Annotated in this window: 16 protein-coding genes, 1 tRNA gene and 1 other RNA gene; 9 read left to right on the top strand and 9 right to left on the bottom strand. The window is 66.8% G+C overall.

The features are described 5' to 3' along the window. Positions 1–18 precede the first annotated feature (18 nt). Entirely contained in the window at positions 19–285 is a 267-nt protein-coding gene (locus AB4879_RS19425; RefSeq protein WP_370508890.1) for a hypothetical protein, read from the bottom strand. 58 nt (positions 286–343) lie between these two features. Between AB4879_RS19425 and AB4879_RS19420 the strand changes: the two genes are divergently transcribed. Continuing rightward, the gene (locus tag AB4879_RS19420) at positions 344–1,636 is read left to right on the top strand and encodes a PecA family PE domain-processing aspartic protease (protein ID WP_370508889.1); all 1,293 of its coding nucleotides are present in this window, start codon (positions 344–346) and stop codon (positions 1,634–1,636) included. A 228-nt stretch (positions 1,637–1,864) separates the two neighbouring features. Here the strand turns inward: AB4879_RS19420 and AB4879_RS19415 are convergent, their stop codons facing one another. Further along, positions 1,865–2,008, bottom strand: coding sequence for a hypothetical protein (locus AB4879_RS19415; protein WP_158249058.1), 144 nt, complete (start codon positions 2,006–2,008; stop codon positions 1,865–1,867). A 16-nt stretch (positions 2,009–2,024) separates the two neighbouring features. Between AB4879_RS19415 and AB4879_RS19410 the strand changes: the two genes are divergently transcribed. Then, the gene (locus tag AB4879_RS19410) at positions 2,025–4,316 is read left to right on the top strand and encodes a CocE/NonD family hydrolase (protein WP_370508888.1); all 2,292 of its coding nucleotides are present in this window, start codon (positions 2,025–2,027) and stop codon (positions 4,314–4,316) included. An 8-nt stretch (positions 4,317–4,324) separates the two neighbouring features. On the opposite strand, the gene AB4879_RS19405 is transcribed toward AB4879_RS19410, so the two are convergent. Continuing rightward, a complete protein-coding gene (locus AB4879_RS19405; protein ID WP_370508887.1) occupies positions 4,325–4,951 on the bottom strand; it encodes a cutinase family protein in 627 nt (208 codons plus the stop codon). A 239-nt stretch (positions 4,952–5,190) separates the two neighbouring features. Between AB4879_RS19405 and AB4879_RS19400 the strand changes: the two genes are divergently transcribed. Then, the gene (locus tag AB4879_RS19400; RefSeq protein ID WP_370508886.1) at positions 5,191–5,448 is read left to right on the top strand and encodes a hypothetical protein; all 258 of its coding nucleotides are present in this window, start codon (positions 5,191–5,193) and stop codon (positions 5,446–5,448) included. Positions 5,449–5,454: 6 nt separating this feature from the next. Here the strand turns inward: AB4879_RS19400 and AB4879_RS19395 are convergent, their stop codons facing one another. From AB4879_RS19395 to AB4879_RS19385, 3 genes are all read right to left on the bottom strand, one after another. Then, positions 5,455–6,522, bottom strand: coding sequence for a dihydrodipicolinate reductase (locus AB4879_RS19395; protein WP_102809585.1), 1,068 nt, complete (start codon positions 6,520–6,522; stop codon positions 5,455–5,457). Between the two features lie 61 nt (positions 6,523–6,583). Then, on the bottom strand, positions 6,584–7,360 hold the full coding sequence (locus AB4879_RS19390) for a hypothetical protein (protein ID WP_370508885.1): 777 nt from the start codon (positions 7,358–7,360) through the stop codon (positions 6,584–6,586). A gap of 72 nt (positions 7,361–7,432) precedes the next feature. Next, a tRNA-Ser gene (locus AB4879_RS19385) sits at positions 7,433–7,518 on the bottom strand. Positions 7,519–7,623: 105 nt separating this feature from the next. Here AB4879_RS19385 and ffs point away from each other — a divergent pair. The 4 genes from ffs (at position 7,624) to AB4879_RS19365 (ending at position 11,420) form a co-directional block, all read left to right on the top strand. Further along, an RNA gene (gene ffs / locus AB4879_RS19380) (signal recognition particle sRNA small type) lies at positions 7,624–7,718 on the top strand. A 13-nt stretch (positions 7,719–7,731) separates the two neighbouring features. Next, a complete protein-coding gene (locus tag AB4879_RS19375; RefSeq protein ID WP_370508884.1) occupies positions 7,732–9,027 on the top strand; it encodes an aminotransferase class I/II-fold pyridoxal phosphate-dependent enzyme in 1,296 nt (431 codons plus the stop codon). A 9-nt stretch (positions 9,028–9,036) separates the two neighbouring features. After that, entirely contained in the window at positions 9,037–10,965 is a 1,929-nt protein-coding gene (locus AB4879_RS19370) for a DNA polymerase III subunits gamma/tau (protein ID WP_370508883.1), read from the top strand. An 83-nt stretch (positions 10,966–11,048) separates the two neighbouring features. After that, entirely contained in the window at positions 11,049–11,420 is a 372-nt protein-coding gene (locus tag AB4879_RS19365; RefSeq protein ID WP_370508882.1) for a heme-binding protein, read from the top strand. A 3-nt stretch (positions 11,421–11,423) separates the two neighbouring features. Here the strand turns inward: AB4879_RS19365 and AB4879_RS19360 are convergent, their stop codons facing one another. Together AB4879_RS19360 and AB4879_RS19355 are read right to left on the bottom strand one after the other, a co-directional pair. Then, entirely contained in the window at positions 11,424–12,737 is a 1,314-nt protein-coding gene (locus AB4879_RS19360) for a class I SAM-dependent methyltransferase (RefSeq protein ID WP_102809581.1), read from the bottom strand. After that, positions 12,734–14,116: an FAD-binding oxidoreductase gene (locus tag AB4879_RS19355; RefSeq protein ID WP_370508881.1), complete on the bottom strand. Its 1,383-nt coding sequence runs from the start codon at positions 14,114–14,116 to the stop codon at positions 12,734–12,736. Before AB4879_RS19355 ends, AB4879_RS19360 begins: the two co-directional genes overlap by 4 nt. Before the next feature lie 88 nt (positions 14,117–14,204). Between AB4879_RS19355 and AB4879_RS19350 the strand changes: the two genes are divergently transcribed. Beyond that, positions 14,205–14,651 carry an SRPBCC family protein gene (locus tag AB4879_RS19350; protein ID WP_370508880.1) on the top strand — a complete coding sequence of 149 codons (447 nt, stop codon included), beginning with the start codon at positions 14,205–14,207 and terminating at the stop codon, positions 14,649–14,651. Here the strand turns inward: AB4879_RS19350 and AB4879_RS19345 are convergent. Further along, positions 14,648–15,361 carry an Rv3717 family N-acetylmuramoyl-L-alanine amidase gene (locus tag AB4879_RS19345; RefSeq protein ID WP_102809601.1) on the bottom strand — a complete coding sequence of 238 codons (714 nt, stop codon included), beginning with the start codon at positions 15,359–15,361 and terminating at the stop codon, positions 14,648–14,650. The genes AB4879_RS19350 and AB4879_RS19345 overlap by 4 nt on opposite strands. Before the next feature lie 203 nt (positions 15,362–15,564). On the opposite strand from AB4879_RS19345, the gene AB4879_RS19340 reads away from it, so the two are divergent. Beyond that, positions 15,565–15,891, top strand: coding sequence for a YbaB/EbfC family nucleoid-associated protein (locus AB4879_RS19340; RefSeq protein WP_036346464.1), 327 nt, complete (start codon positions 15,565–15,567; stop codon positions 15,889–15,891).

Below are 15,891 nucleotides of genomic sequence, written 5' to 3'. Positions count from 1 at the left end.
CAGTGGAACCGCCGTCGCTCATGCCGATACCGGCGCCTCGGGGGCGGGCAAGTCCACGGCCAGCAGCTCCGAAGGCAGCTCGACGTCGTCGAGTGCCACCGACTCGACCGCGGTCAAGAAGTCCACTGCGCACTCGGCGCGCCACAGTGCCGTGACGTCGTCGGGCGGAAACGTCAGCGCGCGCAAGGCGTCATCCGCCACGGCGAGTGACACACCGGCCGCGGCGGCCGCCGTCGACACCGGATCAACCGAGGCGGTGAGCGCGACACCGATCGCGACGCCCACGCCGACGACGTCGACCGCTCATTCGGCTCGCGTTCGCCCGGTGGCCGCAGTTACCACCATGGCCACGCCCGCCGCCGCCAATGCGACGCCCAGCAGCTACTCCTGGCTGCCGTCGACACCGCCGGTGGTCGCCAACGTCGCGGTGAGTCTGGCCCTGCAGCAGATCGCACAGGCGCAGTCGGACCTGCAGCAACAGACCTGGGGTAGCGGCAACATCGCCGCCGGTCTGGTGTCGATCGTCCCGCAGGTGCTGCTGACGCAGGCCGCACTGGCATTGAACACCTGGGGAACCACGATCACTCCGACCCAGTCGCTGTACGCCAGGACCTCGGGCGTCCCGATCGTGCACGAACTGGCCGGGGTAGGACTCCTCGGCGCGCTGTTGCTCCCGACGCTGGCCACCACCGCACTCAACAGCACGGGACTGTTCCTGCCGTTGGTCGGCGCTTTGGAGGGGACCGGCTCCATCACGCCGGTGCAGAACGCGGTCAGCACGGCCGCGCTCAACAGTCGGGTGTACGCGCTGGTTCCGGTGACCATGCGGTCCACCACCGAGCCGATCGTCTACATCACGATCAATGGCGGACCCAGCACACCCGTGCTCGTCGACACGGGCTCGTCGGGACTGGTGGTCACCATGGCCTCGGTTGGCGATGCCGCACCGCTGGGCGCACCGACCGGCACCGTCACGAGTGGCTATAGCGGCGGCCTCAGCTACACGGCCACCACCTACACGACGACCGTGAACTTCGGAAACGGCATCGTCTCGGGGCCGACGAACGTCAACATCGTCAACCCTGAGGACGCCGCTGCCGCTTTGGCTTTCTTCCACCAGTTGGGCGGCGCATCCGGCGTCCTGGGAATCGGCGCCAATGCGGCGGGCCCCGGACCCCAGGGTCTGCCGACCACCGCCCTGCCCGGTGACCTCAGCCAGGGTGTGTTCCTCTACCAGAGCCTGTTCCTCGGCATCGCCGGCGTGATGGTGTTCGGACCCAACCCGCTGCCGAGCCGGACCTCGGTATCCGGCGCGCCCGATGCCTACCTGAACGTGAAGATCAACAACAACTCGCCGACGACCGTCGGGGCGATCATCGACTCCGGCGGCGTGTACGGGACGATCCTGTCCTCGATGATCGGCGGCGCCGGCAGCGTGCCGGTGGGGACGAGGATCTCGGTCTACACCCCCGATGGTGTGTTGCTGTACTCCTACACCGTCACGTCGCAGAATCGACCGACGGTGATCACGAGTGGGCTCATCAACACCGGTTACGTCCCGTATCAGCATGGCCCGGTCTACCTCGACTACACGACGCCTGACGGCCAGGGTGCGACGCATTTCGACTACGCCTGATTCTTTGGCGCGCAACACGACTCGCCCAGTCTTGTCGCTGTAGCAAATTAGTTGCTGACAGTTTGGGCGTTTCGTGAACCCGCGTCCGTCTGCAGGCATACCCTCCGCTGAGGCGCTGTCGCCGTCGTTGGTCGGGAGGTAGAAAGTCATGGGTGCTTCAAGGTTTGTCGGTCGGGTTGGCGGATTGGCGGTGGCCCTCGGAGTGGGCGCCGCGGTGTTCTCTACGGGTTACGGCGTCGCATGGGCGGACGGGTCGACGGGATCGTCGGGGGCAAGCTCGAATTCGAGCTCTGCGAGCGGCGCCGCGAACTCGTCCGGAACCGGGTCGAAGGGGGCGTCGACATCCACCGGGGCGTCCAAGCGGACGACCACCGTCGGGTCAGGTCACGTGGTCGGTACCGGCGGTGCCAAGACCAGCTCCAAGCATTCCAAGGCCGGCCCAGCTTCAGTGCGCGCCGATTCCGCGGTGTCCGCGCAATCAACGAGTTCCACTGCCGGAGAGGCAAACAACTCGGGATCGCAATCCGGGTCCGGCGGTAGCTCCGATGTCGTCGCACCGTCGGCGAACTCGACTGCCGCAGTAGTGACGCCGGCGGCCTCGCTGGCTCCCAAGCTGCCTGTGCTGCCGTCCCCGAGTGCGATCTCCGGAGTGCTGACCAACGCTCTGCACGACGTGCTCGACCCGTTCTCCGGTGGCCTGCCCAGGCCTGCCGTCGACTCGCCACTGGCGCTGACCTTCGCAGCACTGCAGCGGCGCACGACCGCGTCGGCGTTGGCGAGCAATCCGATCGCGATCAATCCGGTACTGGTCATCAATGACGGCATCATCGACGGCACCACCAACGCCACCGGGGCGTCCGGACTCACCTACACACTGATCAGTGGGCCCAACAAGGGCGGGAAGATCACCTTCTCCGCGACCGGCGACACCAACTACACGCTCGGCAACTTCAGCTACCTGCCCGACCAGTCGGTGCTCGGCGGAACAGTCAATGAGCAGTTCAAGATTCTGGTAGCTCAGAAGACCCAGTTCGACCAGATCGTGGAGAGCATCCCGCTTCTCGGCGGCTTGGCCGGTCAGGTGATCGTGGTCCTGCATCAGACCCCGGTCCTCGGTGACCTGCTGGCACCGATCATCGGGTACTCGCAGGTCGCCACGTTCAACTCGACGGACGTGCTGCCCGCGACCGACCCGGTGGCCTACACCTACAAGATGCCGTCCTTCGACGGCACCCTGATCAGCGTCAACTGGTTCCCGAAGCTCGGCCTCACCGGATCCGACACGGCGCCAACGATTCTCGACGGCCCCGGTCTGGCGACGGCCGGCCAGACCGACCCGTACACGCAGTACGGCATCGGCGGACTGACACCGGGTGTCTCGCTACTGCGCGACAACTACAACGTGGTCACCTGGGATCCTCGCGGCGAGTTCGCCTCCGGCGGCATCCTGCAGCTCGACAGCCCCTTCTTCGAGGCACGCGACGTATCGTCAATCCTCAATTATGTTGCCGGATTGGATAACTCGCTTCTCGACGGTCCGAATGATCCCCGAGTCGGGATGGTCGGAGGCTCCTACGGCGGCGGTATCCAGCTCACCAGCGCGGCCACCGACCCACGGATCGACGCGATTGTCCCGGGTATCTCGTGGAACTCACTGAACAACTCGCTGTACCCCGACGGCTCGTTCAAGACGTCGTACGCGTCGCTGCTGCTGCTGTCGCTGGTCCTGTCGAAGGCCCGGATCAACAACCTGATCTATCAGGGCATCATCACCGGCGACCTGTTCGGAGTCCTGACCAACACTGCGCAGTCTTTGTTGGCCAGCAGTGGTCCCACGTCGCTGCTCAACCAGCTGAAGGCGCCGACGCTGCTGATCCAGGGCACGGTCGACGTGTTGTTCACCCTGCAGCAGGCGCTCGACAACGCGCAGACGATCATCGCCAACCCGTATGGCACGCCGGTGAAGATGATCTGGTTCTGCGGCGGCCACGGGGTGTGTCTGACCAACGACGGTGACGTCAACCCCAACCTGGCCTCGACGTTCGCCTGGCTGGACTACTACGTGAAGGACGGCAACACCAGCGGGACACCGAACATCCCCAATTTCCAGTTCACCGACCAGAACGGGAATTGGTACCAGTCCGACTCCCTTCCCACGGCGGGCAGCGACTTGTTCGGCACTCCCGATCAAGCGGTGACCGGAGCGTCCGGCGGCACGCTGGGCATCGTCCCGATCATCGGTGGCTCCGGGCCCGCGCCGCAGGCGGCGATCCCGTACTCGCTGGGCTTGGCGTCCAAAGCGCGCAACGCGATCAACGTGGCCGTGCCGACCCAGGTCGGTACGACATACCTGGGCGCGCCCACGGTGAGCTTCGACTACCAGGGTCTGGGTAACAGCCGCTTCGTCTACGCACAGCTGGTGGACAACAAGACGGGTCTGGTCGTTGGGAACCTGGTGACGCCGGTGGCGGTGACGTTGGATGGGCGCTCTCACACCGCGACCATCAACATGGAGAACATGGTCTACACCGCTGCCGATGCGAGCGACGATCTGACTCTGCAGATCACCAGCTCGGCGACCGCATACGAGAGGTTCACCGCGTTCGGCGTCGTCAACATCTCCAACATCAACCTGACGCTGCCGACAGCCGACCCGACCAAGTTCAGCCCGGAACCGTAAGGACCCGGTCAGCCGGCTGACGTCAGCCGGCTGACCGCGAACTGCGCGGCTCGATTGACCACCCCGGAACTGACGTATCTGCTGTGCGCGAGCAGGTCCGCGCCGTTCGAGCAGATGGGGTCGCCGGTGAGGCACACGTCGAGGGCCTTGGCGCCGTAGAGAGGGCTCCTGGCAGGCAGGGGTCCGCCACCCATCCTTCGGGAGGGATTGCCGAACACCACCACCGCGGCGACGTGACCGGCGACGGCCTCCGGCATGGGGGTGGGGGCGCCGAACGCCGCGCCCGAGGTGGCGGTGAGCAGGTCGATGACATCGGCGCCCTGCGAGTAGCCGCTCAGCACCACGTGGGTTGCCGGGCAGGCCGCGACGAGGTTCTGGACGTGAACCCAGCCGTCGGTGGCACCGGTGGTGGTTCCTCCGCTCAAGTCCAGATTCGCCGGGTAGTTGATGCCGTACACCGACAGCGATCTGCCGGGGAGCTGTGCGCTCATCGCGTTGACCAGAGCTTGGCCGACCGCGTCGACCGGCGGGACGGTATCGGTTCCGCGGGCGTACACGACATGGACGTCGGGGCAGGCGTCCGCCCGCGCGATCGAGGTAGTGGGCAGCATCACCTGCGCCACGAGTGCGATCACACCCGCAGCAAAAAGTGGTGCGCTCCGATGCGTGTGCACGGCTGCATGGTGGCATCGGTTGACCACGCCAGAACTAGGCGCGCCGTACCCGACGGGAACTCAAGAGCAAATACACAGGAGCAGACGCTGGTGGGGGTCTCCCTAAGTTGTTGGCGGCTAGGGGAATTCGACTAAAATCTGCTCTGTTGCAAAACGAGTGTGACGGGTCGGGGCGCTTGAGGTCGTAAGGGATCAACACGATGACACTGACGAAGATCGCAGCAGCAGCAGCACTTTCCGCGGGGCTCGGCTTGGCCGGCCTCGGTGTGGGCACCGGTGTCGCCTACGCCGACCCGGGACATGGCCACGGCCATGACGGCTGGCAGTGGGATGACCATCACCGCGGCCGTGGCGACTGGCGCGGGCCGGACTACGGCCCCGTGTACTACGGCCCGCCCGCCGCCTGCGTGCAGGCCACCGGTCCGTTCGGGCTGGTGACCGGCGGTGCCTGCATCTAGCGGCCGCTAGCTCGGCACCACGCCTCGGGCCTTCGGCAACGGCAGATCGTTGTAGGTCGCGATGCCTGGTGGCGCGGCGACGACGGCGGGGATCGCGTGAATCGGCGGCATCGCCGTCATGATGTGGCCGAGCACGAAGAAGTCTTCGAGGGATGTTGCGTTCTCGATCATGTCCATCGGCGGCAGAAATCCGACCTGCATGTTCACCGTCGGACGTCCGTCGATGGTGATCTTCCAGCCGTCGGCGTCGAGCTGCCAGTCCGGCTCGAGGGTGGTGCCCTTCTTCCATCGCACGTTGATGTCGATGACGGTCTTGCCGTTGACGATGCCCTGCCAGCTGGCGTAGACCCCGGCGACGTGGCCTGCCTTGATGGTCCACGATGCCATCGGAAGGTCCTCGGTGGTCTGGGCGTATTCGGACACGCAGGTGATCTCGTCCAGCTCCAGGCCGAGGGAATCGGCGACCAGCTGCACCGCCTCGGCGAACACCGCGGTGCCTTTGGCGGCCATCGGCTCCAGTGCGGGGTCGTCGATACGCATATCGAATCCGACCGGTCGCTCGGTTTCGGGGGAGTCGTAGAGGGTGGTGTCGGCGGACTCGGCGATGGTGATCTTGTCGACGCGATCGCAGGAGGTGGCGGCGACGATTGCCAGTAGCTCGGCGAACCCGGGGCTGACCCCTGAGCCGAACATCGTCGAGCCGCCTGCTTTGCAGGCCTCCTCGATGCGGGCGCGGCCCTCGCCCAGGTTCTGGCCGGTGATGAACGACGCCGAGGCGACGACGTTGACGCCTGCCGACAGGATCCGGACCAGCTCGTCGACGTCGATCCACATCGGGTTGTAGACCACGCAGTCCGGCTTGAGTGCCAGGAGGGCGTCGACGTCGTTGGTAGCGGTGACTCCCAGCGGTTCGATACCGACCAGCTCGCCGACGTCGCGGCCGGCCTTGTCCGCCGACCACGCATAACAGCCGACGAGTTCGAAGGTGGGGTTGGCGGTGATCGCCTGGACGGAGCTCTTTCCTACATTGCCGGTCGTCCATTGGACGACCCGATAGGGGGAAATGTTGGGCACTCGCTCAGCATAGGGTCAGCTGCGCAGTTCAGACAGTTGTTTAGGTGAACTCGACAGTCTTCTACTCGTCGACCGCGACGTTGCCGCGGTTGCGCCGGCGCAGACGATGGTTCGTCTTGCCGGTCGGGCGCTTGTTCCGCAGCGCACCAGCAGGTTCGGCGTCGGCGTCGTCAGTGGGTTGCGCCTCGGCCTCGGGCTCGGACTCGGGCTCGGGTTCAGGCTCGGGCTCGGGAGTTGCCTCGGCCGACACTTCGGCGGGCTTCTCGTCCTCGACGGCCGGCTCGCTCGTCTGCTCGGCTTCGGCGATCTCGGTGGTCTCGGCGGTCTCGGCGGTGTCTTCGGTTTCTTCGGAGTCGGCCGCCTTGCCGCGCTTCTTCTTGGCCTTCTTCTCTTTCTTCGGCTTCGCCGGCTTGGGCGGCAGCTCGGCGGTGTAGGCCAGCTGGAAGGCGAGCAGCGCGAGCACCGCGATCGCCGCGGCCGCACCGTAGACGCCGAACAGCCACGGGCCGCCCTTGTCGAGGCTGACCCAGATCTCGGCGACCGCGGTCCCGACGATCAGCACACCGGCGACCACGTGCAGGATCACCGACCACAGCCGCAGGCGCAGCGCCAACTGGGGAGTGCCGGCCTCGGGCTTGCGGCTGCGCAGCAAGGTGAGCAACACCGGCAGCGCGGCCAGCGCGAACAGGACACCGGCGACGATGCGCGCAACCGTGCCCAGCGTGTGGGTGGTGTCGCCCATCAGCTCCCACCACCGGGGCAACACGAACAAGAAGTACAGAGCTCCGGCCAGCACCCACAGCACCAGCTGAAGTGCAGTCGCGGCGGCGCGCCCCATACCCCTCCTCACAATCAAAATCCGAGGTGCGACCAGGCGCTGTGACCCCCCAGTCGCACCTCGGATCAGGTGCGGAGGATAGGGGATTTGAACCCCTGAGGGCTGTTAACCCAACCCGCGTTCCAGGCGAGCGCCATAGGCCACTAGGCGAATCCTCCGTCGGCAATGGTAGCGGACTCGGGAGGTGCCTCGCCCCGGCCGCCTGGCTCACCTCGTCTTGCCGCCTCCGCGGCGGAGCACTCGTCGGCGGGTATTACACTCGCAACGGACCCCGCGCGGCGTCTATCCTGTGAACTCCCCCAGGGCCGGAAGGCAGCAAGGGTCAATGGGCTCTGGCGGGTGCGCGGGGTCCCCTTCGTGAAAGGCGCATGGTGTCGTTCCACTCCCTGGGCCCCGATGAGTTGCGAGCCCAGCACGATTTGCAGCGGCAGAACTACGCCGACCTGCAGGCCAAGAAGCTGTCGTTGGACCTCACCCGGGGCAAGCCGTCGGCAGAGCAGCTGGACCTGTCCAATGCGCTGTTGAGCCTGCCCGGTGAGCAGTACCGCGACGAGGACGGTACCGACACCCGCAATTACGGCGGCCTGCATGGGCTGCCCGGTCTGCGCTCGATCTTCAGTGACCTTCTCGGCATCCCGGTGCCCAATCTGATCGCCGGGAACAACGCCAGCCTGGAGCTGATGCACGACATCGTGGTGTTCTCGCTGCTGCACGGTGGCGTCGACTCGCCGCGGCCGTGGAGCGAGGAGCCGGTGATCAAGTTCCTCTGCCCGGCTCCGGGATATGACCGGCACTTCGCGATCACCGAGAGCTACGGCATCGAGATGATCAGCGTCCCGATGAACGAGGACGGCCCCGACGTCGACCTCATCGAGGAGCTTGTCGCCGCCGACCCCGCCATCAAGGGCATGTGGTGCGTACCGGTGTTCTCCAATCCGACCGGCACCACCTATTCCTGGGAAGTGGTCCGCAGGCTGGTGCAAATGCGCACCGCCGCACCGGATTTCCGGTTGTTCTGGGACAACGCCTACGCGGTCCACACGCTGACGTTGGACTTCCCGCGCCAGGTCGACATCCTCGGCCTGGCCGACAAGGCGGGCAACCCGCACCGGCCTTATGTGTTCGCGTCCACCTCGAAGATCACCTTCGCCGGGGCAGGGGTGAGCTTCTTCGGCGGATCGCTGGGCAACATCGCCTGGTATCTGCAGTACGCCGGTAAGAAGTCGATCGGCCCCGACAAGGTCAACCACCTCCGGCACCTGCTGTTCTTCAAAGATGCCGACGGGGTGCGGCTGCACATGCAGCGCCACCAGCAGCTGCTGGCGCCGAAGTTCGCGCTCGCTCTGGACATGCTGGACAAGCGGCTCACCGATTCCAAGATCGCGTCCTGGACCGAGCCCAAGGGCGGCTACTTCATCAGCCTCGACGTGCTGCCCGGGACGGCCAAGCGGACCGTCGCGCTGGCCAAGGACGCCGGCATCGCGGTCACTGAGGCGGGCGCGTCGTTCCCCTATCGAAAAGATCCGGACGACAAGAACATTCGGATCGCGCCGACGTTCCCGCCGGTGTCGGATCTGACCGACGCGATTGACGGCCTGGCCACCTGCGCGTTGCTGGCAGCCACCGAGTCCCTGCTGGGGTCCGCGGCTGTCACCGACGGTCGGTAGCCTTCACCCGTGGCGCTCTACCGCAAGTACCGGCCGGCAACCTTCGCCGAGGTGGTGGGCCAGGAGCACGTCACCGAACCGCTGTCGACCGCGCTGACGGCGCATCGGATCAACCACGCGTATCTGTTCTCCGGACCTCGCGGCTGCGGGAAGACCTCCTCGGCCCGCATCCTCGCCCGCTCGCTGAACTGCGAACAGGGGCCGACACCGACACCGTGCGGGGTATGCGATTCGTGTGTGGCACTGGCCCCGAACGGCCCGGGCTCGGTCGACGTCGTCGAGCTCGACGCCGCCAGCCATGGCGGCGTGGACGACACCCGCGAACTCCGCGACCGGGCGTTCTACGCGCCCGCCCAGTCGCGCTACCGCATCTTCATCGTCGATGAAGCGCACATGGTCACCACCGCGGGCTTCAACGCGCTGCTGAAGATCGTCGAGGAGCCGCCTGAGCACCTGATCTTCGTGTTCGCCACCACCGAACCGGAGAAGGTGTTGCCGACGATCCGGTCGCGCACCCATCACTACCCGTTCCGGCTGCTGGCCCCGAAGACCATGCGCGCGCTGATCGAGAAGATCATCGCCTCGGAGAGCGTCATCGTCGACGACGCGGTGTATCCGCTCGTCATCCGGGCCGGCGGCGGCTCGCCCCGCGACACGTTGAGCGTCCTGGACCAGCTGCTCGCCGGTGCCGAAGGCAATCGCGTGCACTATCAGCGCGCGCTCGCGCTGCTGGGCGCCACCGATGTGGCCCTGATCGACGACGCTGTCGACTCGCTGGCCGCGGGCGATGCGGCCGCGCTGTTCGGTGCGGTGGAGTCGGTGATCGACGCCGGACATGACCCGCGCCGCTTTGCCGTCGACCTGCTCGAGCGGTTCCGCGATTTGATTGTGCTGCAAGCAGTTCCGGATGCTGCCAGCCGCGGTGTGGTCGACGCCCCCGACGACGTGCTGGAGCGGATGCGTGAGCAGGCCGCGAAGATCGGGCCTGCGACGCTGACCCGCTACGCCGAGGTGGTGCACGCGGGGCTGGGGGAGATGCGCGGCGCGACCGCGCCGCGGCTGCTGCTGGAGGTGGTCTGCGCCCGGCTGCTGCTGCCGTCGGCCAGCGACACCGAGTCGGCGCTGCTGCAGCGGATCGAACGCATCGAGACCCGGATGGAGATCACGATCCCGGCGGGCGAGGCCGGGTTGAATTCCGGTGCACCGGCGGCGCCACCCGCCAAGCAGTTCGTCCGCAAGACGCAGCAGGCCGCGGCAGCGCCCGAGCCTGCACCCGCACCGCCACCCGCGGCGCCCGCGCCGACACCGGTGGTCGAGCCGCCCGCACCGCGGCCTGTTCCCGAGCCGATCGCCAGGCCGGAGCCGATTGCGCGACCCGAACCGGTCGCGCGGCCCGAACCCGTCGCCGCGCCGGATCCGGTGCCCGAGGCGCCTCCGCGCCCGGCCACCGAGCCTGCCGCGGCACCGGCCGCCGCTGCCACGGGTGAACCGGGTGCGGCCGCGGTGCGCACCATGTGGACGACGGTGCGGGAGAAGGTTCGTCAGCGCAGCCGCACCACCGAGGTCATGCTGGCCGGCGCGATCGTGCGTGCGGTCGAGGACAACACGCTGATCCTCGGGCATGAGTCGGCGCCGTTGGCCAAGCGGCTGTGCGAACAGCGCAACGCCGACGTGATCCGCGATGCGCTCAAGGATGCGCTGGGCGTGAACTGGAAGGTGCGCTGCGAGGTCGGTGTCGGCCAGCCAGTGCAGGAGACCGAACAGCCGCTGCCACCGGAACCGGCGCCTGATCCGGTCGAACGCCAGCGGGCCGAAGAGGACAGCATGATCGCCGAGGTCGGCCGCGACGATGAGGACGCGGCCCCGCGGCGTGATCCCGAGGAAGTGGCGCTCGAGCTTCTGCAGACCGAATTGGGCGCCCGCAAAATCGAGGGCTAGCAGTTCTGTGTGCGGTCTCGTGGTCCGCTGTGGGTCTGCTGTGCTGTGAAGCGCTGGTGCGTCGGCCCCTTTACCGTCGGTGCATGATCATCGACATTCGTCGAATCGCGGCGACGCTCGCCGGATGCGGCGCGCTCGCAGTGGCTCTGTTCGGCCAACTTCCCTCTGCGGCAGCAGATCCCGATGTACCGCCGCCACCGCCGAACTGCACCGCCGCCGATCTGGAAGGAGTGCGAATGGGTGTGCAGGCCGCGACATCGGCGTACCTGTTCACCCATCCCGACGTGAACGCGTTCTTCACCAGCCTGGCCGGCCTGCCCCGCGCCCAGGTGCTCACCCGGGTCAAGACCTACATGGCCGCCAATCCGCAGACGGCCTCCGACATCACCGGAATCCGACAACCGTTGCTGGACATCAAGAACCGCTGCGGTCAGCTGCCCGGATCGGCCGTCTAGGACCTACGCCGTCCACCACGGGCGCAGCGGCAGCCCGGCGTCGCCGCCCTTCTCGTCCAGCTTGACCGCCAGAACCTGGTGCAGCTGAACGACATTGGTTTCGAATCCGAGCCGGGAGCCGGCCATGTACAGACCCCACACCTTGGCGGTGGCCAGCCCCACCTCTGCGACAGCTTCGTCCCAGTGCTCGACGAGATTGCGGCACCAGTCGCGCAACGTCATCGCATAGTGGTGGCGCAGGTTCTCCTCGTGCACGACTTCCAGGCCGGCGTCTTGGGCTTCGGTGATGATGCGGCCGGACCCGGTCAGCTCCCCGTCGGGGAAGACGTAACGGTCGATGAAACCGCCCGCGCTGGGGCCGGTCTTGTTGTCGGGGCGGGTGATGCAGTGGTTGAGCAGCAGACCGCCGACGCGCAGTTTGGTCTTCAGGAAGCCGAAGTACGCCGGGTAGTTGGCCACCCCGATGTGCTCGGTCAACCCGATCGACGACACCGCGTCGAAGCCGCTCTCCCGCACGTCGCGGTAGTCGCTGTGGCGAACCTCGGCCAGGTCGGCCAAGCCCTGCTCGGCAATGGCCTTCTGCGCCCAGGCGGCCTGCTCACGGGAGAGCGTCACGCCGATCGCCTTCACGCCGTGCTTCGCCGCGTAGCGCACCATGCCACCCCAGCCGCAGCCGACGTCGAGCAGACGGTCGCCGGGCTTCAGGCGCAGCTTCTCGAACACCAGCCGGTACTTGTTCTCCTGCGCCTCCTCCAGCGTCGCGTCCGCGTTCGGGTAGCAGGCGCACGTGTAGGTCATCGACGGCCCAAGAACCCACTCGTAGAACGTGTTTGACACGTCGTAGTGGTGGTGGATGGCGTCGGCGTCGCGCTTCTTGCTGTGCCGCAGGCCTTCGGCGACCCGGCGCCACCGCGGCAGCGCTTCCTGCGGCGGCGGAGCGATCGGCTTGAGGTGCTCGATACCGATCGAGCGCACGATATCGACCAGAACCCGCGCGGGCGGCCGCTTGAAATCCAACTGGTGGGAGAGCGCCCGCAGCAGGTCGTACGGATCCCCGGGGTGTACGCCCTGCATCTCGAGGTCGCCAGAGACGTAGGCGCGGGCCAGGCCCAGATCGCCGGGGGCGGTCGCCAGATACGTGGTCCCCCGCGGGGTGAGCAGGTCCAGGCCCAGCTCGGCGTCGTCGGGCCCCGCGGAACTGCCGTCGTAGGCGGTGAACTTCAGCGGTAGTTCGCCACCGGCAGTGAAGATCTCGAGGATCTCGGCCAGTTTGAACTTTCCGGGCGTATGCGCCTCGTTCTCACGAAAGGTCGTCATTGTCGTTGCACCGCCTTTGCATACAGGTCCAGCAGCCGTGAATCAGGGTCGTAGGTCTTTTTTACGGTCTTATAGGTTTCGCCGCCGTAGAGATTGTCAAACTCTTCCCGGCTGTAAAAAGCGTCGGAATACAGCGACTTGTGCCCGTCGAGCTTGCCGATCTGCTCTTCAATCAGGCGGTTCGTGTGGCCGGGAGTGGGCCCCGTCGGTACCGAGGACCAGAACCCGATGTTGACGTAGCTGTGCTCGGCGCGCAGCGGATACAGCGGCCAGCCCGCCGGATCGCGCAGCCGCAGCGGGCACAACCACAGCGGCTCGATCGGGACGTTCGTCAGGAACCAGTCCAGGAATTCGACGCAGTGCTCGATCGGCACCTCGACGTCCTGGACCACTCGCTCCAGCGGCGGACGGCCGTGCCGGGCCTCGATCCGGTCGGCGATGTTGAACCGCTGGTCGTAGCCGATCAGCTTCCAGTAGAAGCTGCTCCGCCGGTAGCGCCGCGGCCACCACCGGCGGATCTTCGGGTTCTGTGCGCCGAAAGCCCGCGAGCACCAGAACCAATCGGTGTCCCAGCGCCAGAGGTAGTCGTGAATGGTCAGCCGGTCGTCCTTGACCGCCCCGTTCTCCCCGGCATGCTGGATCGAGCGATAGTAGATGTCCTGGCCGGTGTAGTCACTGACCGCTCCGCCGGTGGGAGTCTGCACGCCCAGGCACAGATAGCTCTCGTCGGCGCTGAACACCACGCCGTCGAGGTAGTCGACCCGGGTGCCGTCGTATCCGCCGGTTTCGATGATCCGGTCCATCGCGGCGACCAGGTCGGCCAACGAGTGAAACCGTAGGTGCTTGAGTGCGACGAACGGCTTGACCGGCTCGAGCTCGATCTTCAGGCGCACCGAATAGCCAAGTGTGCCATAGGAATTGGGAAAGCTCCGGAACAAGTCTGGGTGCTGGTCCCGGCTTGCGGTGATCACCTCACCCGAGCCGGTCAGGATGTCCATCTCGATCACGGACTCGTGCGGCAGACCGTTGCGGAACGACGCCGACTCGATCCCCAGTCCGGTCACCGCCCCGCCCAGGGTGATGGTCTTGAGCTGCGGAACCACCAGCGGGGACAGGCCGTAGGGCAGGGTCGCGTCCACCAGGTCCTGGTAGGTGCACATGCCCGCGACATCGGCGGTCCTGGCAGCCTGGTCGACGGAGATCACGTTGGTCAGCCCGGAGGTGTCCAACCCGGGCGCGGTGCTCTTGGCGCGTGCGCGGAAGAGGTTCGACGTCGGTTTCGCCAGACGGACGGGGGCGTTCGAAGGAATGGCGCGGTAGCTGGCCAGAAGCCGCTCCACGCCCTGGGCATGAGCTGACAGTGCTGCAGAAACAGACACACGACTACGCTAGTCCGCAGCCACAGCCGATGCGACCGCACGGCTGATGGATCACACCGAAACCGCCGTTAACGAGGAGTTTTACCCGATGGGACAGGTCAGCGCCGCAAGTTCGATCTTGATCGACGCCGAACCGGCCGCCGTGCTCGACGCGATCGCCGACTACCAGAACGTGCGCCCGAAGATCCTCTCGCCGCAGTACAGCGAGTACCAGGTGCTGCAGGGCGGCACGGGCCAGGGCACGGTCGCCAAGTGGAAGCTGCAGGCCACCAAGTCGCGGGTGCGGGAGGTGCAGGCCGTCGTCGACGTCGCCGGCCACACCGTCATCGAGAAGGACGCGAATTCCTCGATGGTGATCAATTGGACCGTCGCGCCCGCCGGCCCGGGCTCCAGCGTCACCCTCAAGACGACGTGGACCGGCGCCGGCGGCATCGGCGGCTTCTTCGAGAAGACGTTCGCGCCGCTGGGCCTGCGCCGGATTCAGGACGAGCTGCTGGGCAACCTCAAGAAGACCGTCGAGGCCGGGAGGGCCTAGCTGGCGCGCGCCGGCTGGGTGGCCAGGAACGCCGCGATGCCCTGAACGACGGCGGTGGCGTATTTCTGGCGACCCTCCGGGCTTTCCATCAGTTCCGAGTCGGCCGGATTCTTCATGTTGCCGCACTCGACCAGCACCGCCGGGTACTGGGCGAGGTTCAGCCCGGCGAGGTCGGCACGGCCGTAGAGGCCGTCAGAGCCGATGTAGTTGGCGGCCGGGATCCCGGCCGCGACCATCTGGTCGCGCATCGCGCGGGCGAGCTGCACCGACGGGCCGGCCTGGGCCTGATTCAACGGCGGGCTGGAGTAGTTGACGTGGAAACCGCGCCCGGTCGCCGGGCCGCCGTCGGCGTGAATCGACACGATCGCGTTCGGCTTGAGTGCGTTGGCCATCGCGGCGCGCTCGTCGACGCAGGCCGCCACCTGGTTGTCGTTGCCGCGGGACATCGCGGTGCGGACTCCGAGCTGAGTCAGCATCTGGCGGATCAGCAGCACGGTGTCCCAGTTGAAGGTGTGTTCGGGGAAGCCGTCGTTGGTGGTGGTGCCCGACGTCTGGCAGTCCTTGGTGCCGCCACGGCCGGTCGGCACCTGCTTGGTCAGCGACGCGTCGTTGGCACCGTTGTGGCCGGGGTCTAGGAACACGATCATCCCGGCGATGCTGGTCGGCGCGGCATGGGCAAGCGGACTGGTCACCGTCGACACAACCAGCATGACGCTGGTGCATGCTGCGGCCACGACACGAGCTCGGGCGGACATAAGCACGCGCGTCACCGTAACTCTTCGCCGTCTAGTCTTGAAGTCGCTGACTGCCCGAATTCGCAGGCGAAACCAAGTCGAGACCGAGACGCAAGGAGACTGTCATGCAACCCGGTGAGATTCCGAACCTCGAGGGTTTTCGCGAGCAGGCGGAGCAGATGCGCGACCAGGTGATGCCCGGTCTGCAGGCCGCGCTGGCGCAGGCCCAGGAGATGCAGCAGAAGCTGATGGAGGCGCAGGCCGCGCTGGCCGCCGCCGAGGTGCACGGTCAGGCCGGCGGCGGTCTGGTGCAGGTGACGATGAAGGGCAGCGGTGAGGTCGTCGGGATCCGCATCGACCCGAAGGTCGTCAACCCCGATGACGTCGAGACGCTGCAGGACCTGATCGTCGGCGCGCTCGCCGATTCGGCTCGCCAGTTCACGATCCTGGCCCAGACCCACCTCGGCCCGTTGGCCGGGCAGGCCCCAGGCATTCCGGGGGCCTGA

This window comes from Mycobacterium sp. SA01, assembly GCF_041287105.1.
GTDB lineage: Bacteria > Actinomycetota > Actinomycetes > Mycobacteriales > Mycobacteriaceae > Mycobacterium.
Note: the sequence above shows the minus strand (reverse complement) of the source record. Positions and strands in the feature narration are given on the sequence as shown.

Bases quoted from the DNA above. Each gene is read 5' to 3' on its own strand.
- AB4879_RS19345 (WP_102809601.1), bottom strand. From the start codon at position 15,361: ATGCTGGTTGTGTCGACGGTGACCAGTCCGCTTGCCCATGCCGCGCCG.
- AB4879_RS19350 (WP_370508880.1), top strand. From the start codon at position 14,205: ATGGGACAGGTCAGCGCCGCAAGTTCGATCTTGATCGACGCCGAACCG.
- AB4879_RS19390 (WP_370508885.1), bottom strand. From the start codon at position 7,360: ATGGGGCGCGCCGCCGCGACTGCACTTCAGCTGGTGCTGTGGGTGCTG.
- AB4879_RS19365 (WP_370508882.1), top strand. From the start codon at position 11,049: ATGATCATCGACATTCGTCGAATCGCGGCGACGCTCGCCGGATGCGGC.
- AB4879_RS19340 (WP_036346464.1), top strand. From the start codon at position 15,565: ATGCGCGACCAGGTGATGCCCGGTCTGCAGGCCGCGCTGGCGCAGGCC.
- AB4879_RS19360 (WP_102809581.1), bottom strand. From the start codon at position 12,737: ATGACGACCTTTCGTGAGAACGAGGCGCATACGCCCGGAAAGTTCAAA.
- AB4879_RS19400 (WP_370508886.1), top strand. From the start codon at position 5,191: ATGACACTGACGAAGATCGCAGCAGCAGCAGCACTTTCCGCGGGGCTC.
- AB4879_RS19420 (WP_370508889.1), top strand. From the start codon at position 344: ATGGCCACGCCCGCCGCCGCCAATGCGACGCCCAGCAGCTACTCCTGG.